We start from the raw sequence: 20,128 nt of genomic DNA, 5'->3' as shown, positions 1-20,128 counted from the left end.
TTATACGGCCATCAGGTCAGCTTCTTTTGTCTTGGTTGCAGCATCGATATCCGCTTCAGCCTTGTCAGTCAGCTTCTGGATATCGGCAGCGGCACGACGCTCTTCGTCTTCACTGATTTCCTTATCCTTGACCAGCTTTTTCAGGTCACCCAGCGCATCGCGGCGAATGTTGCGCACAGCAACGCGAGCATCTTCGGCAGCACTGCGCGCCTGCTTGGTGAAGCCCTTGCGGGTCTCCTCGGTCAGGGCAGGCATGGAGATCAGCAGCATCTCACCAAGGTTGGTCGGATTGAGGTTCAGACCCGCGCTCTGGATCGCCTTGTCGACGGCTGCCAGCATGTTGCGCTCGAAAGCCACGACCTGCAGGGTACGCGAGTCTTTCACAGTAACGTTGGCCACACCGCTCAACGGGGTGTCGGCTCCGTAGTAAGGCACCATCACGCTACCCAGGATACTCGGGTGGGCCTTGCCGGTACGAATCTGGCCAAAGGCATGGCTCAGGGATTCGAGCGATTTCTGCATGCGCGCCTGAGCATCTTTCTTGATTTCGTTGATCATTGTTGAACTTCCTCGATCAGGGTTCCTTCGGCGCCACCGTGGACAATATTCAGGAGGGCACCGGGTTTGTTCATATTGAAAACGCGCAACGGCATCTTGTGGTCGCGGCACAGGCAGATTGCGGTGAGATCCATGACGCCCAGCTTGCGATCCAGCACTTCATCATAAGAGAGACGATCGAACTTCTCGGCATTGGGGTCTTTGAACGGATCTGCGGTGTATACACCGTCAACCTTGGTTGCCTTGAGCACCACGTCAGCGTCGATTTCGATAGCACGCAGACAAGCGGCCGAATCTGTCGTGAAGAACGGATTACCCGTACCCGCAGCGAAGATCACCACTTCCTTGGCGCTCAGATGACGCATGGCCTTGCGGCGATCGTAATGATCCGTCACACCGACCATCGAGATGGCGGACATCACGATAGCAGTAATGTTAGCCCGCTCCAGCGCGTCGCGCATGGCCAGCGCGTTCATCACAGTGGCCAGCATGCCCATGTGATCGCCGGTGACGCGGTCCATGCCGGCAGCACTCAGTGCCGCACCACGGAACAGGTTGCCCCCGCCAATGACCAGCCCGACCTGAACACCAATACCGACCAACTGGCCGACTTCCAGCGCCATGCGATCCAGCACCTTGGGGTCGATGCCGAACTCTTCCGAGCCCATCAGGGCCTCGCCGCTGAGCTTGAGTAGAATGCGTTTATAGCGAGCCTGATAACCACTGCCCTGCTGAGCCATTGCGAATCTCTCCTGCGGCGTTTTCTGAAAAAATCTGTGCGGGCTATATGGAGCCTGCGCTTACTCTAGCCTGACGCTCCGAGAGCGTCGGGAGAATGCAGCCTTGTGAGCCGATTCTCAAAGGAAATTATTCCTTTTCTCTTTCGACAAAGAGGCCGCACGCGTGAGCGGGCAGCCTCTTTGGGGCGACGTATGGAAAACCGTCTTACTTCTTGCTTGCAGCTACCTGGGCAGCTACTTCTTCAGCGAAGTTGTCGACTGGCTTCTCGATGCCTTCGCCTACCTTGTAGTAGGTGAACGATACGATTTCAGCGCCAGCTTTCTTCGCCAGAGCACCCACGGTCAGCTCAGGGTTCTTGACGAACGCCTGCTCTACCAGGCTTGCTTCAGCCAGGAACTTGGAGATACGACCGGCAACCATCTTCTCGACGATTTCAGCAGGCTTGCCTTTGATCTTGTCTTCGTTCAGTTGCAGGAAGACGCCCTTCTCGCGCTCGATCGCTTCGGCCGAAACTTCCGAAGGCAGCAGGAATTCAGGGTTGCTGGCAGCAACGTGCATCGCGATGTCTTTGGCCAGTTCAGCGTCGCCGCCTTTCAGGACAACCACAACGCCGATCTTGTTACCGTGCAGGTAAGCATTGACCACGTCGCCTTCGATACGCGCCAGACGACGGATGTTGACGTTCTCACCAACCTTGGCAACCAGAGCGGTACGCTCGACTTCCTGAGCTTCGATCAGCGGAGCTGCGTCGGTCAGTTTGTCAGCGAATGCCTTCTCGATGCTGCTGGTCACGAAGTTCTTGAAGTCGTCCTGCAGAGCCAGGAAGTCGGTCTGCGAGTTCACTTCGATGATGACAGCGGACTTGTTGTCTTCAGCAACCTTGACAGCAATGGCGCCTTCAGCAGCAACGTTGCCTGCTTTCTTGGCGGCCTTGATCGCGCCGGAAGCACGCATGTCGTCGATTGCCTTTTCGATGTCGCCGCCAGCCTTGGTCAAGGCCTTTTTGCAATCCATCATGCCTTCGCCGGTACGCTCGCGCAGTTCTTTGACCAACGCTGCAGTAATCTCTGCCATTTCAAAATCCTCTTGGATAGGTCTTCAACCATTCCACCCGACTGAACGGGCGTGCAATTCTTGAAAATTCAGGGTGGCAGCGGCACATGACACTAAATCCATGCTCGCCCACCAACAAATCATTTCCTAGGTGGCAAAAAGGGGGCTAAGCCCCCTTTTCGCGTACTGAGTAAACGCCAGGCGTTTTTACTCAGCCTTCTACAGCTGCTGCAGCTGGAGCTTCTTCGACGAATACGTCGGTGCCGCCAGCAACATTGTTACGACCACGGATTACAGCGTCAGCCATCGAACCCATGTACAGCTGGATGGCGCGGATTGCGTCATCGTTGCCCGGGATGATGTAGTCAACGCCTTCAGGGCTGCTGTTGGTATCGACAACGCCGATGACCGGGATGCCCAGCTTGTTGGCTTCGGTGATCGCGATGCGCTCGTGATCAACGTCGATAACGAACAGAGCGTCTGGCAGACCGCCCATGTCCTTGATACCACCCAGGCTACGATCCAGTTTTTCCAGATCACGGGTGCGCATCAGGGCTTCTTTCTTGGTCAGCTTGGCGAAAGTACCGTCTTCTGCCTGTACTTCCAGCTCACGCAGACGTTTGATCGACTGACGGATGGTCTTGAAGTTGGTCAGCATGCCGCCCAACCAGCGATGGTCGACGTACGGCGAACCGCAACGTGCTGCTTCTTCAGCGACGATCTTGCCAGCGGAACGCTTGGTGCCGACGAACAGAATCTTGTTTTTGCCCGACGCCAGGCGCTCAACGAAAGTCAGAGCTTCGTTGAACATCGGCAGGGTTTTTTCAAGGTTGATGATGTGAATCTTGTTACGCGCGCCGAAAATGTATTTACCCATTTTCGGGTTCCAGTAACGGGTTTGGTGACCGAAGTGGACGCCGCACTTCAGCATATCGCGCATGGTGACTTGGGACATGATAGTTCCTTGATAAGTCGGGTTAGGCCTCCACGTATCCCAATGACCAACCAGTGGCATGAGCCAAAGGCACCCAGGTCATCGTGTCGACACGTGTGTGGGTTTAAGCTTTCAGGACGGACCTTGGAAAGCGGCGCATTTTATATCACAAAAGGAAAGAGAACGGAACTCCAATCAAGTGCTTGTTTCGCCACGTCTTTGCCGCCGTCTCGCGTGCATATAAAGGAAGCGATGATCACTCGTCGCGCGGCGGTCTGGTAGAATCGCGCCTTTGCGCACAGAACGCGCACACGACATGCCGAGAGACCCTGTATGACTATCACCCTCAAAACCCCGGAAGACATCGAAAAGATGCGCATTGCCGGCCGCTTGGCCGCCGAGGTCCTGGAAATGATCGGCCCTCACGTCAAGCCCGGTGTCACCACTGAAGAGCTGGATCGCCTCTGCCACGACTATATCGTCAACGAGCAGCAGGCCATCCCCGCCCCACTGAACTACAAGGGCTTCCCCAAGTCGATCTGCACCTCGATCAATCAGGTCGTCTGCCACGGTATTCCCGGTGAAAAACCGCTCAAGAACGGCGACACCCTGAACATCGACGTCACGGTCATCAAGGATGGCTATCACGGCGACACCAGCAAGATGTTTCATGTAGGCACCGTACCGGTATGGGCCGAGCGCCTGTCGCAGGTCACTCAGGAGTGCCTGTACAAAGCCATCGAGATCGTGCGCCCGGGTACCAAACTGGGTGACATTGGCGCCGTCATTCAGAAACACGCGGAAAAGAACGGCTTTTCGGTGGTTCGCGAATTCTGCGGCCACGGCATCGGCAAAGTGTTTCATGAAGAGCCGCAGGTCATGCACTTCGGCGAAGCGGGCACGGGTATCGAGTTGCTTGAAGGCATGACCTTCACCATCGAGCCAATGATCAATCAGGGCAAGGCCGACACAAAAATTCTCGGCGATGGCTGGACGGCGATCACCAAGGACCGCAAGCTCTCTGCCCAGTGGGAGCACACGATTCTGGTGACTGCCGATGGATACGAGATTTTCACCCTGCGCAGCGACGACACCATCGCGCACAAATCGCCATGAGTGATCGATAGACCCGTCCAACCGTCCGACACGAGGAAACCCGCTCCATGCCGCAGGTAGATCCTGATTTGTTCGACCGCGGCCAGTTCCAGGCCGAACTGGCACTGAAGGCAAGCCCCATCGCTGCCTTCAAGAAAGCCATCCGCAACGCGCGCGACGTGCTGGACGCGCGCTTCAGGTCAGGGCGCGACATTCGTCGCCTGATCGAGGATCGCGCCTGGTTCGTGGATAACATCCTGTGTCAGGCATGGGATCAGTTCGACTGGAGCGAAGACGCTGACATCGCGCTGCTGGCGGTCGGCGGCTATGGGCGGGGCGAACTGCACCCCTACTCCGATATCGACCTACTGATCCTGCTGGACAGTGCAGACCACGAAATCTTTCGCGAGCCCATCGAGCAGTTTCTGACCCTGCTGTGGGACATTGGCCTGGAGGTCGGACAGAGCGTTCGCTCAGTGGATGAATGCGCACAGGAAGGCCTCGCCGACCTGACCGTCATTACCAACCTGATGGAAAGCCGGACCATCGCAGGCCCCGAGCGCCTGCGCCAGCGCATGCTGGAAGTCACCAGCCCGCGTCACATGTGGCCCAGCAAGGATTTCTTCCTGGCCAAGCGCGCCGAACAGAAAAGCCGTCACCACAAATACAACGACACCGAGTACAACCTTGAGCCGAACGTGAAAGGCTCACCCGGTGGCCTGCGCGATATCCAGACCATCTTGTGGGTGGCCCGGCGCCAATACGGCACCCTGAACCTGCATGCCCTGGCAGGTGAAGGCTTTCTGCTGGAAAGCGAGAACAACCTGCTGGCGTCTTCTCAGGAATTCCTGTGGAAGGTCCGCTATGCCCTGCACATGCTGGCCGGACGCTCCGAAGACCGGCTGCTGTTCGACTATCAGCGCAGCATTGCCAGCCTGCTGGGTTATGAAGACAGCGACGCCAAGCTCGCCATCGAACGCTTCATGCAGAAGTACTACCGCGTGGTCATGAGCATCGCCGAGCTGAGCGACCTGATCATCCAGCACTTCGAAGAAGTCATCCTGTCGGACGACGACAGCGGCACGCCGCAGCCCCTCAACTCCCGCTTCCAGTTGCACGACGGCTATATCGAAGCGACGCACCCGAACGTGTTCAAGCGTACCCCGTTCGCCATGATCGAGATTTTCGTGCTGATGGCCCAGCACCCGGAGATCAAGGGCGTGCGCGCCGACACCATTCGCCTGCTGCGCGAACACCGGCACCTGATCAACGACGACTTCCGCAACGATATTCGCAACACCAGCCTGTTCATCGAGCTGTTCAAGTGCGAAATCGGTATCCACCGCAACCTGCGACGCATGAACCGCTACGGCATTCTGGGTCTCTACCTGCCTGAGTTCGGCCACATTGTCGGCCAGATGCAGCATGACCTGTTCCACATCTATACCGTCGATGCGCACACGCTGAACCTGATCAAGCACCTGCGCAAATTGCAGTACACCGAGGTGTCGGAGAAATTTCCGCTGGCCAGCAAGATCATGGGCCGTCTGCCGAAGCCTGAACTGATCTACCTGGCCGGCCTGTATCACGACATTGGCAAGGGCCGTGGCGGCGATCACTCCGAACTGGGCGCGGTAGATGCCGAAGCCTTCGGCGTGCGTCACCACTTGCCGAACTGGGACACCCGTCTGATCGTCTGGCTGGTGAGTCATCACCTGGTGATGTCGACCACCGCGCAGCGCAAGGACCTGTCCGATCCGCAGGTCATCCACGATTTCGCTCAGTTCGTGGGCGATGAGGTTCATCTGGATTACCTGTACGTGCTCACCGTTGCCGACATCAATGCGACCAATCCCACGCTCTGGAACTCGTGGCGCGCCAGCCTGCTGCGCCAGCTGTACACCGAGACCAAGCGTGCACTGCGCCGTGGCCTTGAGAACCCGGTCGATCGCGAGGAACAGATCCGTCGCACTCAGATCGCAGCGCTGGACATCCTGGTGCGCAACGGCACTGATCCCGATGACGTCGAACAACTCTGGTCGGCTTTGGGTGATGACTACTTCCTGCGCCACACCGCAGGCGACGTGGCCTGGCACAGCGATGCGATCCTGCAGCAGCCCGCCGATGGCGGCCCGCTGGTGCTGATCAAGGAAACCACGCAACGGGAATTCGAAGGCGGTACGCAGATTTTCATCTATGCACCGGACCAGCATGACTTCTTCGCCGTGACCGTGGCAGCGATGGATCAGCTGAACCTGAACATTCACGACGCACGCATCATTACCTCCAGCAGCAAGTTCACACTCGACACCTATATTGTGCTGGACAACGAAGGCGGTTCGATCGGCGACAATCCGATACGCGTTCAGGAAATCCGTGAGGGCCTGACCGAAGCCCTGCGCAACCCGGATGACTACCCGACCATCATCAAGCGGCGCGTGCCCAGGCAGCTCAAGCATTTCGCCTTCGCGCCACAAGTCACGATTCACAACGATGCACAGCGCCCGGTCACCGTACTCGAACTGCTGGCCCCGGATCGCCCGGGCCTGCTGGCACGCATCGGCAAGATTTTCCTGGAGTTCGACCTGTCGCTGCAGAATGCCAAGATTGCGACACTGGGCGAGCGGGTGGAGGACGTGTTCTTTATCACAGATGCCGACAATCACCCGCTGTCCGATCCGCAGCTGTGCAGCCGATTGCAGGAGGCGATCATCAAGCAACTGAGTGTCAATTCGCAGCCAAGCGGCGAGATGCGACTCAGTATTTAACCTTCGACGCAGTCCTTGAGAGCCTTTACCTCATGAACAACGCCATGCAACTGCTTCAGCCTTATCCGTTCGAGAAGCTCCGTGCCCTGCTCGGCGGCGTGACGCCCAACCCGGAAAAACGTCCGGTTGCGCTGTCCATTGGTGAGCCCAAGCATCGCTCTCCCGACTTTGTCGCCAAAGCGCTGGCCGACAACCTGGACCAGATGGCGGTCTATCCGACCACACTGGGCATCCCGGCACTGCGTGAAGCGATTGCAGGCTGGTGCACGCGCCGGTTCGACCTGCCTGAAGGCTGGATGGACCCGGCACGCAACGTTCTGCCGGTCAACGGCACACGCGAGGCGCTGTTTGCCTTCACGCAGACTGTGGTCAACCGCAGCGACGACGGGCTGGTCATCAGCCCTAACCCGTTCTATCAGATCTATGAGGGCGCAGCCTTTCTGGCAGGTGCACAGCCTTACTACCTGCCGTGCCTGAGCGAAAACGGTTTCAACCCGGATTTCGATGCGGTGACGCCGGATATCTGGAAGCGTTGCCAGATTCTGTTTCTGTGCTCACCGGGCAACCCGACCGGTGCATTGATTCCGGTGGACACCCTGAAGAAGCTGATCGCCCTGGCTGACGAACACGACTTCGTGATCGCCGCCGATGAATGCTACAGCGAGCTGTACTTCGACGAGCAGACGCCGCCACCCGGCCTGCTCAGCGCCTGCGTGGAACTGGGTCGCAAGGACTTCAAACGCTGTGTGGTGTTCCACAGTCTGTCCAAGCGCTCCAACCTGCCTGGCCTGCGCTCGGGCTTCGTGGCGGGCGATGCGGACATTCTCAAGGCATTCCTGCTGTATCGCACCTACCACGGCTGCGCCATGCCGGTTCAAACTCAACTGGCCAGCATCGCAGCCTGGAACGACGAAGCGCATGTTCGTGCGAACCGCGACCTGTACCGTGAGAAGTTCGATGCTGTGCTAGACATCCTCGCACCCGTGCTGGATGTGCAACGCCCGGACGGCGGCTTCTATCTGTGGCCGAACGTCGGCACAGACGACGCTGCCTTTTGCCGCGACCTGTTCGTCGATCAGCATGTGACCGTCGTGCCCGGCTCATACCTGTCACGTGAAGTCGATGGCGTCAATCCGGGCGCCGGCAGGGTTCGTCTGGCGCTGGTTGCGCCGCTGGCCGAATGCATCGAGGCCGCCGAACGCATTCGTGATTTCGTGCGCAAGTAAGCCTGCCACTGCGCCGCGCGCAATGTGCGGCGCAATATTTACTTAACACCTGCACCCTTTTTCTGCTGGCTATCTTCGTGGCCCATTTATCGCGCATCCCGACAGGGACGCGCCTCACACGAAGATGACCCGTATGCCCGAATCACAAACCCGAGAAAACCTGCCACTGCTCTGTTCCATGCGCGACGCAGAGGACTATCAGGCGTCCTACGAGACCGCCATTCGCGAAAACCCGGCCAACGCTTCCATCACACCGACCTACGAATCGGAAACAGGCTACGCCTCGGACGTCACCGAGCGCGAACCACGCATTCTGGTTGCGTTCAACAAGTACTGGGCGCGTGGCAGAACCCTGAAGATCGAATTCCTCAAGAACCCACCCGCCCCGCTGACTCAGCCAATCATCGATGCAGCTCGCAAGTGGCTGCCGCACGTGAACCTGAAGTTCGAATTCGTCACCAGCGGCCCCAGCGACATTCGTATCGGCCTCAACACCCACCTGAACTGGAGCGAGCTGGGCACTGACGCCCTGCTGGTCGCGCAGGACAAGGCCACAATGGAATTCAATTTCGGGGAGATATTCGAGGGCGATCTACGGCCAAAAGCCGAGCTGGAACGCATTGTCCTGCACGAGTTCGGACATGCGCTGGGCGCCGTTCATGAGCATCAGCATCCGGATGCCGGAATCCCCTGGAACGAGCCGGTGTTGCGTCGCCTGCTTGCCCAGGCAGGCTACAGCGATGAATTGGTGGCCAGAAATTTTCTCGATCAATACGAAGCGGCTGACTTTCACTATTCAGCCTATGACAAGGACTCAATCATGCACTTCGATATTCCGAACGGCCTGACGCTGGGCGATTTCGAAATCATCAATACCGGCAAGACACTGAGTGCAAAAGACATCGAACTCATGCAGTCGATCTACCCTGACCGCAGCAATTCGAAATTTGAAAAGCCGTAACACAGTCTGATTCTGAACTGATTGGCGCGTCATTGATGCACAAGGCTTACGTGACGCGCCTTTCAGAGAACGCCTAATCCCGAACCCTCAACGTTTCAGCAATCCATCCCACAGCCCAACTGACAGGATCATGAGACCGCATCGGCAACAGCGGTTTTCCTTCCCGCGCTGCCATCCGCCCTTCTACCTCGGCCTGGCTGTGTATCCAGATTGTGTTCTGTTTGAAGCCTTCCGCGCGTTGACGTTCCCTGTAATAACGTTGTCGGATAAGCGCCGCTTCCCTCTTCTTTTCCTGTTCAGACATAACGCACCCGATCTTACATGTGGTACATCATCATTACTCTTCACCGCCCATCGCTCAAGAGTAAGACGGGTGAAATGTTCTTCACCTAAAGTGGTCGAGGCGCCTGTGCCAGACAGCCAAAGCGCTAACTGCGCTGACGTGGCATAATCACCGGCCAAAATTCACGGGAGGCAACAGGGAACATCCGGCAACGCCCGTCTCCCTGCACAATTCAATGACTTACACCCTGTTCGGCATCAAAGCCTGCGACACCATGAAAAAAGCACGTACCTGGCTCGACGAGCATTCCGTCAGCTACGACTTTCATGATTACAAGACGCAAGGCATCGACCGCGAGCACCTGACTCAGTGGTGCAACGAGCACGGCTGGCAAGTGGTGCTGAACCGGGCGGGCACGACTTTCCGCAAGCTCGACGATGCGCAGAAAGCCGATATCGATCAGCCCAGGGCCATTGAATTAATGCTCGCGCAACCGTCCATGATCAAGCGCCCTGTGCTCGATCTGGGCGACAAGACCTTGATTGGCTTCAAACCAGACCTGTATGCAGCGGCCGTTCAGTAAGCCGGGACGCTACTGATTAGCCCTTAGATAAGTTACGAGGTATTCGCATGTCCACTACCCTGTTCAGCCTGGCCTTCGGCGTTGGCACTCAAAATCGCGAAGGCGCCTGGCTGGAAGTGTTCTACGCACAGCCTGTGATCAACCCTTCGGCCGAGCTGATTGCGGCCATCGCGCCAGCGCTGGGCTACACCGGCGGCAACCAAGCGATCACGTTCAATGTCGATCAGTCCTACAAGCTGGCCGATGCTGTCAAATCGATCGACGCGACGCAGGCTGCATTGCTCAACCGTCTGGCCGAGAGCCACAAGCCGCTGGTTGCCACACTGCTGGCTGAAGATGCACCGCTGACGTCGACCCCTGAGGCTTACCTCAAGCTGCACCTGCTGTCCCATCGTCTGGTCAAGCCGCACGGCCTGAACCTGACCGGCATTTTCCCGTTGCTGCCGAACGTGGCCTGGACCAGCCAGGGCGCTGTGGACCTGAGCGAACTGGCCGAGCGTCAGCTGGAAGCCCGCCTGAAAGGCGAACTGCTGGAAGTGTTCTCGGTGGACAAGTTCCCGAAAATGACCGACTACGTCGTGCCGAGTGGCGTTCGTATCGCTGACAGCGCACGTGTACGCCTCGGCGCCTACGTCGGCGAAGGCACTACTGTGATGCATGAAGGTTTCGTCAACTTCAACGGCGGTACCGAAGGTCCGGGCATGATCGAAGGCCGTGTGTCGGCTGGCGTCTTCGTCGGCAAGGGTTCCGATCTGGGCGGCGGCTGCTCCACCATGGGCACCCTGTCCGGCGGCGGCAACATCGTCATCAAGGTCGGCGAAGGCTGCCTGATCGGTGCCAACGCAGGTATCGGTATTCCGTTGGGCGATCGCAACACCGTGGAATCGGGTCTGTACGTGACGGCCGGTACCAAGGTTGCCCTGCTCGACGAGAACAACGAGCTGGTCAAAATCGTCAAGGCGCGTGAGCTGGCCGGTCAGAACGACCTGCTGTTCCGTCGCAACTCGCAGACCGGCGCTGTGGAATGCAAGACCCACAAGTCGGCCATCGAGCTGAACGAAGCCCTGCACGCTCACAACTGATGCCGTGTGCGGGTTCGGAACGCCGTGTTCCGAACCCGCTTCACCCAGCCGGATGAATCATGCCCCTCCTTTCCCCCTGGCGCGCTGACTTTCCTGCCATCGCCGCCCTGCAACGGCAAGGCCAGACCTATCTGGACAATGCCGCCACTACGCAAAAACCCCAGGCATTGATCGATGCCCTGACTCATTACTACGCCAACGGTGCCGCCAATGTGCATCGTGCGCAGCATCTGCCCGGCGCCCACGCCACCCAGGCATTCGAAGACAGCCGCAGCAAGACGGCCCACTGGCTCAATGCGGGCGACTCGGGACAGATTATTTTTACCCACGGCGCGACCTCGGCGCTGAACCTGCTCGCCTACGGTCTGGCACACGAGTTCGCGGCGGGTGACGAAATCGTCATCAGTGCGCTGGAACATCACGCCAACCTGCTGCCCTGGCAGCAACTGACGCAACGCCTGGACCTCAAGCTGGTGGTTCTGCCGCTGGACACCAACGGCGTCATCGACTGCGTGGCCGCCGCTCACCTGATCGGGTCCCGTACGCGACTGTTGGCGATCAGTCAGCTCTCCAATGTGCTCGGCACCTGGCAGCCACTGCAGCGGCTCATCAACCTGGCCAAGGCACAGGGCGCCCTGACGGTCGTGGACGGTTCACAAGGCGTGGTCCATGGACGCCATGACATTCAGGCGCTGGGCTGCGACTTCTATGTGTTTTCGAGCCACAAGCTATACGGCCCCGAAGGACTCGGCGTGCTGTTCGGCCGCAACGACGCGCTGCCCAGCCTTGCGCACTGGCAGTACGGCGGCGAGATGGTGTTGACCGCCGACTATCATCATTCGAAGTTTCGCCCTGCCCCGCTGGGTTTCGAAGCCGGTACGCCGCCTATCGCCAGTGTGATCGGCCTCGGTGCGACGCTGGACTATCTCGACAGCCTGGACCAGCAGGCGGTGGCAGAACATGAACTCAAACTGCATCGCCGCCTGTTCGAAGGCCTGCAACAACGTGACGGCATTCAGGTGCTCGGTTCCCCGGACCTGGCGCTGGTCAGCTTCGTGGTCGAAGGCGTGCACAATGCCGATCTGGCGCACCTGCTGACCGAACAGGGCATTGCCGTACGTGCCGGTCATCACTGCGCCATGCCGTTGCTCAAGAGCCTGGGGCTGCCGGGCGCGATTCGCGCTTCGCTCGCGCTGTACAACGACTCCGATGACCTTGTTCATTTTTTCAATGCGCTGGATCAGGCACTGGAGCTGCTCAGATGAGTCTTCCTCCGCTTGCCCGGACCGCACTCGATATCTTCAGCCAGCAGCAAGGCTGGGAGCAACGCGCGCGCCTGCTGGTGCAGTGGGGCGACCAACTGCCGCCGTTGAGCGATGACGAAAAGTCGGATGAGCATCTGGTGCATGGCTGTGAAAGCAGGGTCTGGTTGAACGGCGAGGTCGACGCAGGACACTGGCAGTTCCGCGCCAGCAGCGATGCGCGCCTGATACGCGGTCTGGTTGCTCTGCTGCTGGCAAGAGTGAATGGCCTTTCGGCAGAGCAACTGCAGGCTGTGGACTTGCCGGACTGGTTCAGTCAGTTGGGGTTGAGCCGCCAGCTGTCACCCTCGCGCAGCAACGGCCTGAACGCCGTACTGCAGAAGATGCGAACGCTCACTCAAGCCTGATCGGCGACTGGCGCAGCAGGTTTGACCCGCTCCGAAGGGCGTCGTGTGCCCGCCACCAGTTTGTCCACGGCGCGCGTGGCGGCGATCATGCCGAACGATGCGGTGACCATCATCACTGCGCCAAAGCCGCCCGCGCAGTCCAGCTTGACCCCTTCACCGACAAACTTTTTCTCAAGGCAGATGCTGCCATCCGGCTTCGGATAACGCAGTTGCTCGGTGGAGAACACGCACGGAACGCTGTAGTGACGGTTCGGGGTTCGCGAAAAGCCATAGTCGCGGCGCAGGGTCGAACGCACTTTGGAAGCCAGCGGATCGTTGAAGGTACGGTTCAGGTCGGCGATCTGGATCAGCGTCGGATCGATCTGCCCGCCTGCGCCACCGGTGGTGACCATCTGGATCTTGCGCCGTTTGCACCAGGAGATCAGTGCCGCCTTGGCGTTGACGCTGTCGATGCAATCGATGACGAAATCCAGCTCCGGCGTGATGCACTCGGCCATGGTGTCGCGGGTCACGAAGTCAGCCACCGCATGCACCACGCAGTCCGGGTTGATGGATCGAATACGCTCGGCCATCACCTCGACCTTCGCACGACCAACGGTGCTGTCCAGCGCATGCAGCTGGCGATTGGTGTTGCTCACGCAGACATCGTCCATGTCGAACAGCGAAATCTCGCCCACACCGCTGCGCGCCAGCGCTTCCGCCGCCCACGACCCCACGCCGCCGATACCGACTACCGCCACGTGCGCGGCACGCAGACGCTCCAGCCCCTCGATGCCGTACAACCGGGCGATGCCTGCGAAACGTGGATCTTCTGCGCTCATGACCAATACCTCAAAAACCGGCGCGCATTATAGGGTGTGATGCGCGATGAAGCATCTGCCAGTGCACATGGCTCGTCAGAAACGGCTTATCGTGGCAGAGACAGTCATATCCGAACGCTGGATTCTTCGTTTTGCTATAAGATAACGGCCTTTTCGCGCCCCCAGTCTTGCTACCGGAGTTCTGTACATGACGGCCCCTTCCGATCTTTCGCCTACCCTGCAGCTTGCCTGCGACCTGATCCGTCGACCGTCGGTCACGCCAGTCGATGCCGACTGTCAGACCGTGATGATGCAGCGCCTGGGCGATGCCGGTTTCAAGCTTGAGCCGATGCGTATCGAAGACGTGGACAATTTCTGGGCGACCCATGGCAACCACGAAGGTCCGGTGCTGTGTTTCGCCGGTCACACCGATGTGGTGCCGACCGGCCCGGTCACGGCCTGGCAGAACGATCCGTTCGATGCGCTGATCGACGAGCACGGCATGCTATGCGGACGTGGCGCAGCGGACATGAAGGGCAGTCTGGCGGCCATGTTGGTGGCGGCCGAGCGGTTCGTGGCCGACCATCCCGATCACCGTGGTTCGGTTGCATTTCTGATCACCAGCGATGAAGAAGGTCCGGCGCATCACGGCACCAAGGCCGTCGTCGAGCGTCTGGCGGCGCGCAAGGAACGTCTGGACTGGTGCATCGTCGGCGAGCCATCGAGCACCACGCTGGTGGGCGACGTGGTCAAGAACGGTCGTCGCGGTTCGCTGGGCGCCAAACTCACTGTGCGTGGCAAGCAGGGTCATGTTGCCTATCCGCATCTGGCGAAGAACCCGATTCACCTGACTGCGGGCGCGCTGGCCGAGCTGGCTGCCGAGCATTGGGATAACGGCAACGACTTCTTTCCACCGACCAGCTTCCAGATTTCCAACCTCAATTCCGGCACCGGCGCGACCAACGTGATTCCGGGCGATCTGGTGGCGGTGTTCAATTTCCGCTTCTCCACCGAGTCGACCGTCGAAGGACTGCAGCAGCGCGTCGCCACGATTCTCGACAAGCATGAACTGGACTGGCACATCGACTGGGCGCTGTCCGGCCTGCCATTCCTGACCGAACCGGGTGCCCTGCTGGACGCTGTGTCCGCGAGCATCAAGAGTGTGACCGGCCGCGACACCAAGGCTTCGACCAGCGGCGGTACGTCCGACGGGCGCTTCATCGCGACGCTGGGTACTCAGGTCGTGGAGCTGGGCCCGGTCAACGCGACGATCCATCAGGTCAACGAGCGCATTCTGGCCAGCGATCTTGATGTATTGACCGAGATCTACTACCAGACACTGGTCAAGTTGCTCGCCTGATGCTGACTTGTCCTATCTGCTCGGGGCCGCTCGTTTCGGCCGACAATGGCGTGGTCTGTCCCGCCAATCATCGCTTTGACCGTGCGCGGCAGGGTTATCTGAACCTGCTGCCGGTGCAGCACAAGAACAGCCGCGACCCTGGCGACAATCAGGCGATGGTCGAGGCGCGGCGTGATTTTCTCAACGCGGGCCATTACGCACCGATAGCCCGCAGGCTCGCCGAACTGGCGGCTGAACGCATGCCCGCTCACTGGCTGGACATCGGCTGTGGCGAGGGTTATTACACCGCGCAAATTGCCGAAGCCCTGCCAAGGTCCGACGGGTATGCGCTGGATATTTCCCGCGAGGCCGTGAAGCGCGCCTGCCGCCGGGATCCGAAGGTGACGTGGATGGTGGCGAGCATGGCCCGCGTACCGTTGCCAGACGCTAGTTGTCAGTTTCTGGCCAGCGTCTTCAGCCCGCTGGACTGGGCCGAAGCCAAGCGCCTGCTGACACCCGGTGGCGGGCTGATGCGCGTCGGGCCGACCAACGACCACCTGATGGAACTGCGCCAGCGCCTGTACGATGAAGTGCGCGATTACGCCGATGACAAACACCTGGCGCTGGTCCCGGAAGGCATGCAACTCCAGCACAGTGAAACGCTGCGCTATACCTTGAAGCTGATCGACGGTCAGTCACGCGCCGATCTGCTGGCCATGACGCCTCATGGCTGGCGCGCCAGTGCCGAACGTCGCACCGCGGTCATCGAACAGCCCGGACCATTCAAGGTCACCGTTTCCATGCGCTACGATTATTTCGTGCTGCAATAAGCATTCAAAAAGAGGCACCCATGCGCCAACCCGATATCGAGATTTATCTGAAAGACGAAGACGTCGACCACAAGGCCATCGCCCAGTGGCTCGGCGAAGCTATTGGCCCCTGCAGCGAGTGGGTACAGAAAGGCCAGACCTGGAAGTGCAAGGCAGGCAACGTGCCTGTGACCTGGCTGCCGAAGGCCGTGGGTAAGTGGAACAGCCTGTTCCTGGAAAGCGACCAGACGCCATGGGACGACGACATCGCCTGCGCCCGCGCCGCGTTTGCTGCGCTGAACGTGGAAGTGCGCTGCGCACCCGGGACATGGGTGGAAGAGGAAAGCGACGATACCGCCGATCGCTGGATGCGCATCAGCGCCGACGGTGAAGAAGAGATCACCTGGAAGACGTCGTAAGCGACAGGATTGCAGCGGACTCAACAACAGTCACAAACCCTGCCGAACTGATCATGCCGGCGCATAGCGTTGACCGGCAGCCCGGACGCGGAGCGTCCTGAGAGGCGTTACCACGCTGGAGCGTGGGAACGATCAGGGATATCAAGCACACTGATCGTGCCCATCGCGTGGGCATGCAGCCCGTGACGCTCTGCGTCACATCACGGCCGGACGCGGAGCATCCTGAAAGGCGTGGTAACGATCCGCGCTTGCACGTCACCGCTTTTGCCCATCGCCTCGGGATGCGTCACACTGACGCCATCTCGGGCAATCGCCCTTTATTCAGCAGAAGCCGTATGACCCGCTCTCCGTTCCGCCGTCTTGTATTCGGCACGCTGCGCCGTTTGCTGTACCTCTGGGTTCGCTCGGAAACCATCAATCAATCGTCTTTCACGCTCAATCTGGATCGCAGCCGGCCGGTGTTCTACGCCCTGCAATCGCCATCGATCAGCGATCTGGCCGTGCTCGACACCGAATGCCGCAAGGCCGGTCTGCCTCGCCCGGTGTTGTCGGTGTCGGTCGGCGATCTGATGGAGCCTGCTGCGTTCTTCTACCTGACGCCCTCTCCCGACTGGCTAGGCCGTCACGACAAACGCGGTGCGCCACCGACGCTGGAGCGGCTGGTGGCTGCGGTCGGTCAGAACCCGACCGAGGATGCGCAGATCATTCCAGTCAGTGTGTTCTGGGGGCAATCACCTGATCGTGAGTCGAGCGCCTGGAAGCTGCTGTTCGCCGACAGCTGGGCGGTCACAGGACGCCTGCGTCGTCTGGTGAGCATTCTGATTCTGGGCCGCAAGACCCGTGTGCAGTTTTCTGCGCCCATTCACCTGCGTGAGCTGGTCGACGAGAACAAGGGCTACGAGCTGACCCTGCGCATGACCCAACGTCTGCTGCGCGTGCACTTTCGCAACCTGAAGAGCGCAGTGATCGGACCTGACGTGTCGCACCGGCGCAACGTGGTCAAGGGGCTGCTGGACGAGCCGCTGGTCAAGCAGGCAATCCTGGAAGAAGCCCAGCGCGAAAAGATTTCCGAGGAAAATGCTCGCGAGCTGGCACTGCGCTACGGCAACGAGATCGCTTCGGACTACACCTACTCGGCGATCCGTTTTCTGGAAGTGGTGCTGAGCTGGTTCTGGAACAAGATTTACGACGGCATCAAGGTCAGTCACATCGAAGGCGTGCAGGAAGTCGCGCCGGGTCATGAAGTCATTTATGTGCCTTGCCATCGCAGCCACATCGATTACCTGCTGCTCTCCTACCTGCTGTTTCGCAATGGTCTGACGCCTCCGCACATTGCTGCGGGCATCAACCTCAACATGCCGGTCATCGGCAGTCTGTTGCGGCGCGGCGGCGCGTTTTTCATGCGTCGCACGTTCAAGGGCAACCCCCTGTACACCGCCGTGTTCAATGAATACCTGCACACCCTGTTCACCAAGGGTTTCCCGGTCGAGTATTTCGTGGAAGGCGGCCGCTCGCGTACCGGGCGCATGCTGCAACCCAAGACCGGCATGCTGGCCATCACGATGCGCAGCTTCTTGCGCAATTCGCGCATGCCCATCGTGTTCATCCCGGTGTACATCGGTTACGAGCGCGTACTTGAAGGCCGTACGTACCTGGGCGAACTGCGCGGTGCGACCAAAAAGAAAGAATCGATCTTCGACATCTTCAAAGTCATCGGCGCGCTCAAGCAGCGCTTCGGTCAGGTATCGGTGAACTTCGGCGAACCGATCAAGCTGGCCGAGTTTCTCGACTCCGAACAGCCGGACTGGCGTGAACAGGAGCTGGCTCCGCAATTCAAACCGGACTGGCTGAGCGGCACCACCCATCGTCTGGGTGAGCGCGTGGCTCAGCACTTGAACGAAGCGGCTGCCGTCAACCCGATGAATCTGGTGGCCGTGGCGTTGCTGTCGACGCATCGTCTGGCGCTGGATGATCAGGCCATGGAACGGGTGCTCGACCTGTACCTGACGCTGCTGCGCGCAGTCCCTTATTCCCCTCACACGACGCTGCCGGAAGGCGACGGCCGTGCGTTGATCGAACACGTGAAAGGTATGGACCTGCTGGCCGAGCAGAAGGATGCGCTGGGCAAGATTCTGTACCTGAACGAACAGAACGCGGTACTGATGACCTACTACCGCAACAACGTGCTGCACATTTTTGCGCTGCCGTCGTTGCTGGCCAGTTTCTTCCAGAGCTCTTCGCGCATGAGCCGGGAGCTGATCCTGCGCTACACACGGGCGCTGTATCCGTACCTTCAATCCGAGCTGTTCATCCGCTGGCCGCTCAACGAGCTGGATGAGGTCGTGGATCAGTGGCTGGCCGCCTTTGTCGAGCAGGGCCTGCTGCGTCGCAAGGACGACGTGTACATCCGCCCGGAGCCAAGCTCGCGCGAGTTCGTCCTGTTGACCCTGCTGTCCCGCGCCATCGCCCAGACCCTGCAGCGCTTTTACATGGCCATCGCTCTGCTGCTTAACAGCGGCCAGAACACCCTGAGCCCGGAAGAGCTGGAGGACCTGTGTACGGTCATGGCCCAGCGACTGTCGATTCTGCACGGCCTCAACGCGCCGGAATTCTTCGACAAGAGCCTGTTCCGCCACTTCATCCAGACCCTGCTCGACCTGGGCGTATTGCGCAAGGACACAGCGGGCAAGCTGAGTTACCACCCGCTGCTGGGCGATCTGGCTGAAGGCGCCGCGAAACGCGTATTGCCAGCCGAAATCAGGTTGTCGATCCGTCAGGTGGCATTGCATAGCGGTGAAGATGAGCAAAACATCAGCGCCGAGGAAGGAGCGGCGTAGTTCTCACTTGAAGAAGCCTGTCTCAGCGGGGCATTTTCGTGCCTCGCTGTCCGTACAACAGCCGCGCCCCCTCCTTGCCCGCCCCATATAGGGTCCGCCTGATATTCGTTTGAGCGTCGCTCATTTTCCCGGTGTCAAACACCCGCACCGACTTCCTGATACGCTCAATGCTTACAGCGCCGATATCTGCCTCGACGCTGCTTCCAAGACCTCACCAAAAAGGATGCTGCCATGCTTCGCCCCACGTTTTCCTTTGCCGGCCTCTGTGCAGGCCTGCTGCTGTCGGCCAACGTCTTCGCCCTGTCGCTGGGTGATCTGTCGCAATCCGATGCTACGGGCGGCCTCAAGGATGCCCTGACCCAGGGCGCACAGGTTGCGGTCAAGCAATTGGGCGTGCCGGGTGGTTTCAGCAAGAACGAGGAAGTGCGTATCGAACTGCCCGGAAAACTGGGTCAGGTCGCCAAGAAAATGAAAATGCTCGGCATGGGCACTCAGGTCGATCAACTGGAAACCAGCATGAACCAGGCAGCAGAAGCTGCCGTCCCGCAAGCCCAGGCGCTGCTGGTGGATGCGGTGAAGAAGATGAGCGTGACCGACGCCAAGTCGATTCTCAGCGGTGGCAAGGATTCGGCAACGCAATACTTGAGCAGTAGCAGCCGCGAGCAGATCCGTACCAAATTCCTGCCCATCGTCAAGAAAGCCACCGATCAGGTCGGTTTGGCGCAGAAGTACAACGCTTTCGCAGGCAAGGCCTCATCACTGGGCCTGCTGGACACCAAAAGCGCGAACATCGAAAGCTACGTGACAGAGCAGGCGCTCAATGGCCTGTTCGAGATGATCGCCAAGCAGGAAGAAAGCATCCGCGCCAACCCGGCCGCCGCCGCAACAGGACTGGCGAAGAAAGTGTTTGGCGCGTTGTAAGTACGTCGTCATGAACTCGTGGGAGGCGGGTTGCCGGCGATGAGGTCGAC

General features: G+C 59.5%; 19 protein-coding genes. 13 read left to right on the top strand and 6 right to left on the bottom strand.

Annotated features, from left to right (window positions below; genetic code table 11):
* The 4 genes from frr to rpsB form a co-directional block, all read right to left on the bottom strand.
* A complete protein-coding gene (gene frr, locus AC0IXS_RS21600; RefSeq protein WP_024686173.1) occupies nt 1-558 on the bottom strand; it encodes a ribosome recycling factor in 558 nt (185 codons plus the stop codon).
* Entirely contained in the window at nt 555-1,298 is a 744-nt protein-coding gene (gene pyrH, locus AC0IXS_RS21595) for a UMP kinase (protein WP_004879021.1), read from the bottom strand. The genes frr and pyrH overlap by 4 nt, the downstream gene beginning before the upstream one ends.
* A 205-nt stretch (nt 1,299-1,503) precedes the next feature.
* The gene (gene tsf, locus AC0IXS_RS21590) at nt 1,504-2,373 is read right to left on the bottom strand and encodes a translation elongation factor Ts (protein WP_025994493.1); all 870 of its coding nucleotides are present in this window, start codon (nt 2,371-2,373) and stop codon (nt 1,504-1,506) included.
* A gap of 190 nt (nt 2,374-2,563) precedes the next feature.
* The gene (rpsB, locus tag AC0IXS_RS21585) at nt 2,564-3,307 is read right to left on the bottom strand and encodes a 30S ribosomal protein S2 (RefSeq protein WP_004879016.1); all 744 of its coding nucleotides are present in this window, start codon (nt 3,305-3,307) and stop codon (nt 2,564-2,566) included.
* Nucleotides 3,308-3,619: 312 nt separating this feature from the next.
* Between rpsB and map the strand changes: the two genes are divergently transcribed.
* The 4 genes from map (at nt 3,620) to AC0IXS_RS21565 (ending at nt 9,336) form a co-directional block, all read left to right on the top strand.
* Entirely contained in the window at nt 3,620-4,402 is a 783-nt protein-coding gene (gene map / locus AC0IXS_RS21580; RefSeq protein ID WP_029241713.1) for a type I methionyl aminopeptidase, read from the top strand.
* A 47-nt stretch (nt 4,403-4,449) separates the two neighbouring features.
* On the top strand, nt 4,450-7,149 hold the full coding sequence (locus AC0IXS_RS21575) for a [protein-PII] uridylyltransferase (RefSeq protein WP_471825642.1): 2,700 nt from the start codon (nt 4,450-4,452) through the stop codon (nt 7,147-7,149).
* A 32-nt stretch (nt 7,150-7,181) separates the two neighbouring features.
* Complete coding sequence (gene dapC, locus AC0IXS_RS21570) at nt 7,182-8,375, top strand: succinyldiaminopimelate transaminase (RefSeq protein WP_122424226.1); 1,194 nt, start codon at nt 7,182-7,184, stop codon at nt 8,373-8,375.
* 133 nt (nt 8,376-8,508) lie between these two features.
* Nucleotides 8,509-9,336 carry a matrixin family metalloprotease gene (locus AC0IXS_RS21565; protein WP_122690783.1) on the top strand — a complete coding sequence of 276 codons (828 nt, stop codon included), beginning with the start codon at nt 8,509-8,511 and terminating at the stop codon, nt 9,334-9,336.
* A gap of 73 nt (nt 9,337-9,409) precedes the next feature.
* Here the strand turns inward: AC0IXS_RS21565 and AC0IXS_RS21560 are convergent, their stop codons facing one another.
* Nucleotides 9,410-9,640 (bottom strand): hypothetical protein, encoded by a 231-nt coding sequence (locus AC0IXS_RS21560; protein WP_122690784.1) that lies wholly within the window; start codon nt 9,638-9,640, stop codon nt 9,410-9,412.
* Nucleotides 9,641-9,854: 214 nt separating this feature from the next.
* Between AC0IXS_RS21560 and AC0IXS_RS21555 the strand changes: the two genes are divergently transcribed.
* Genes AC0IXS_RS21555 through AC0IXS_RS21540 form a run of 4 tightly spaced genes read left to right on the top strand, consistent with a single transcriptional unit; the run spans nt 9,855 to nt 12,953 of the window.
* Nucleotides 9,855-10,202 carry an ArsC family reductase gene (locus AC0IXS_RS21555; protein WP_004879002.1) on the top strand — a complete coding sequence of 116 codons (348 nt, stop codon included), beginning with the start codon at nt 9,855-9,857 and terminating at the stop codon, nt 10,200-10,202.
* A 47-nt stretch (nt 10,203-10,249) separates the two neighbouring features.
* Nucleotides 10,250-11,284, top strand: coding sequence for a 2,3,4,5-tetrahydropyridine-2,6-dicarboxylate N-succinyltransferase (dapD, locus tag AC0IXS_RS21550; RefSeq protein ID WP_004879000.1), 1,035 nt, complete (start codon nt 10,250-10,252; stop codon nt 11,282-11,284).
* Nucleotides 11,285-11,343: 59 nt separating this feature from the next.
* Nucleotides 11,344-12,549: an aminotransferase class V-fold PLP-dependent enzyme gene (locus tag AC0IXS_RS21545; RefSeq protein ID WP_122667643.1), complete on the top strand. Its 1,206-nt coding sequence runs from the start codon at nt 11,344-11,346 to the stop codon at nt 12,547-12,549.
* Complete coding sequence (locus AC0IXS_RS21540) at nt 12,546-12,953, top strand: SufE family protein (protein ID WP_057408659.1); 408 nt, start codon at nt 12,546-12,548, stop codon at nt 12,951-12,953. The genes AC0IXS_RS21545 and AC0IXS_RS21540 overlap by 4 nt, the downstream gene beginning before the upstream one ends.
* Here AC0IXS_RS21540 and tcdA read toward each other — a convergent pair.
* Nucleotides 12,944-13,774: a tRNA cyclic N6-threonylcarbamoyladenosine(37) synthase TcdA gene (tcdA, locus tag AC0IXS_RS21535; protein WP_057408660.1), complete on the bottom strand. Its 831-nt coding sequence runs from the start codon at nt 13,772-13,774 to the stop codon at nt 12,944-12,946. The genes AC0IXS_RS21540 and tcdA overlap by 10 nt on opposite strands.
* Before the next feature lie 187 nt (nt 13,775-13,961).
* Here tcdA and dapE point away from each other — a divergent pair, with 187 nt between their 5' ends.
* From dapE to AC0IXS_RS21510, 5 genes are all read left to right on the top strand, one after another.
* Nucleotides 13,962-15,113: a succinyl-diaminopimelate desuccinylase gene (gene dapE / locus AC0IXS_RS21530; RefSeq protein WP_057408661.1), complete on the top strand. Its 1,152-nt coding sequence runs from the start codon at nt 13,962-13,964 to the stop codon at nt 15,111-15,113.
* Complete coding sequence (locus AC0IXS_RS21525; protein ID WP_471825637.1) at nt 15,113-15,922, top strand: putative RNA methyltransferase; 810 nt, start codon at nt 15,113-15,115, stop codon at nt 15,920-15,922. The genes dapE and AC0IXS_RS21525 overlap by 1 nt, the downstream gene beginning before the upstream one ends.
* 20 nt (nt 15,923-15,942) lie before the next feature.
* Entirely contained in the window at nt 15,943-16,320 is a 378-nt protein-coding gene (locus tag AC0IXS_RS21520; protein ID WP_057408663.1) for a hypothetical protein, read from the top strand.
* 335 nt (nt 16,321-16,655) lie between these two features.
* Nucleotides 16,656-19,157 carry a glycerol-3-phosphate 1-O-acyltransferase PlsB gene (gene plsB, locus AC0IXS_RS21515; protein WP_471825635.1) on the top strand — a complete coding sequence of 834 codons (2,502 nt, stop codon included), beginning with the start codon at nt 16,656-16,658 and terminating at the stop codon, nt 19,155-19,157.
* Between the two features lie 231 nt (nt 19,158-19,388).
* Nucleotides 19,389-20,078 (top strand): DUF4197 domain-containing protein, encoded by a 690-nt coding sequence (locus AC0IXS_RS21510; protein ID WP_004878979.1) that lies wholly within the window; start codon nt 19,389-19,391, stop codon nt 20,076-20,078.
* Nucleotides 20,079-20,128: the final 50 nt, after the last annotated feature.

Source organism: Pseudomonas sp. AC016 (genome assembly GCF_979253365.1).
This window is presented reverse-complemented; position numbering and strand designations above follow the sequence as displayed.

What these genes read in the sequence shown, in the direction of transcription:
- frr (WP_024686173.1), bottom strand. Translation starts at nt 558, where the DNA reads ATGATCAACGAAATCAAGAAAGATGCTCAGGCGCGCATGCAGAAATCG.
- AC0IXS_RS21545 (WP_122667643.1), top strand. Translation starts at nt 11,344, where the DNA reads ATGCCCCTCCTTTCCCCCTGGCGCGCTGACTTTCCTGCCATCGCCGCC.
- AC0IXS_RS21520 (WP_057408663.1), top strand. Translation starts at nt 15,943, where the DNA reads ATGCGCCAACCCGATATCGAGATTTATCTGAAAGACGAAGACGTCGAC.
- dapE (WP_057408661.1), top strand. Translation starts at nt 13,962, where the DNA reads ATGACGGCCCCTTCCGATCTTTCGCCTACCCTGCAGCTTGCCTGCGAC.
- tsf (WP_025994493.1), bottom strand. Translation starts at nt 2,373, where the DNA reads ATGGCAGAGATTACTGCAGCGTTGGTCAAAGAACTGCGCGAGCGTACC.
- AC0IXS_RS21560 (WP_122690784.1), bottom strand. Translation starts at nt 9,640, where the DNA reads ATGTCTGAACAGGAAAAGAAGAGGGAAGCGGCGCTTATCCGACAACGT.
- dapD (WP_004879000.1), top strand. Translation starts at nt 10,250, where the DNA reads ATGTCCACTACCCTGTTCAGCCTGGCCTTCGGCGTTGGCACTCAAAAT.
- AC0IXS_RS21555 (WP_004879002.1), top strand. Translation starts at nt 9,855, where the DNA reads ATGACTTACACCCTGTTCGGCATCAAAGCCTGCGACACCATGAAAAAA.
- tcdA (WP_057408660.1), bottom strand. Translation starts at nt 13,774, where the DNA reads ATGAGCGCAGAAGATCCACGTTTCGCAGGCATCGCCCGGTTGTACGGC.
- map (WP_029241713.1), top strand. Translation starts at nt 3,620, where the DNA reads ATGACTATCACCCTCAAAACCCCGGAAGACATCGAAAAGATGCGCATT.
- AC0IXS_RS21565 (WP_122690783.1), top strand. Translation starts at nt 8,509, where the DNA reads ATGCCCGAATCACAAACCCGAGAAAACCTGCCACTGCTCTGTTCCATG.
- pyrH (WP_004879021.1), bottom strand. Translation starts at nt 1,298, where the DNA reads ATGGCTCAGCAGGGCAGTGGTTATCAGGCTCGCTATAAACGCATTCTA.
- rpsB (WP_004879016.1), bottom strand. Translation starts at nt 3,307, where the DNA reads ATGTCCCAAGTCACCATGCGCGATATGCTGAAGTGCGGCGTCCACTTC.
- dapC (WP_122424226.1), top strand. Translation starts at nt 7,182, where the DNA reads ATGAACAACGCCATGCAACTGCTTCAGCCTTATCCGTTCGAGAAGCTC.
- AC0IXS_RS21575 (WP_471825642.1), top strand. Translation starts at nt 4,450, where the DNA reads ATGCCGCAGGTAGATCCTGATTTGTTCGACCGCGGCCAGTTCCAGGCC.
- AC0IXS_RS21510 (WP_004878979.1), top strand. Translation starts at nt 19,389, where the DNA reads ATGCTTCGCCCCACGTTTTCCTTTGCCGGCCTCTGTGCAGGCCTGCTG.
- AC0IXS_RS21525 (WP_471825637.1), top strand. Translation starts at nt 15,113, where the DNA reads ATGCTGACTTGTCCTATCTGCTCGGGGCCGCTCGTTTCGGCCGACAAT.
- AC0IXS_RS21540 (WP_057408659.1), top strand. Translation starts at nt 12,546, where the DNA reads ATGAGTCTTCCTCCGCTTGCCCGGACCGCACTCGATATCTTCAGCCAG.
- plsB (WP_471825635.1), top strand. Translation starts at nt 16,656, where the DNA reads ATGACCCGCTCTCCGTTCCGCCGTCTTGTATTCGGCACGCTGCGCCGT.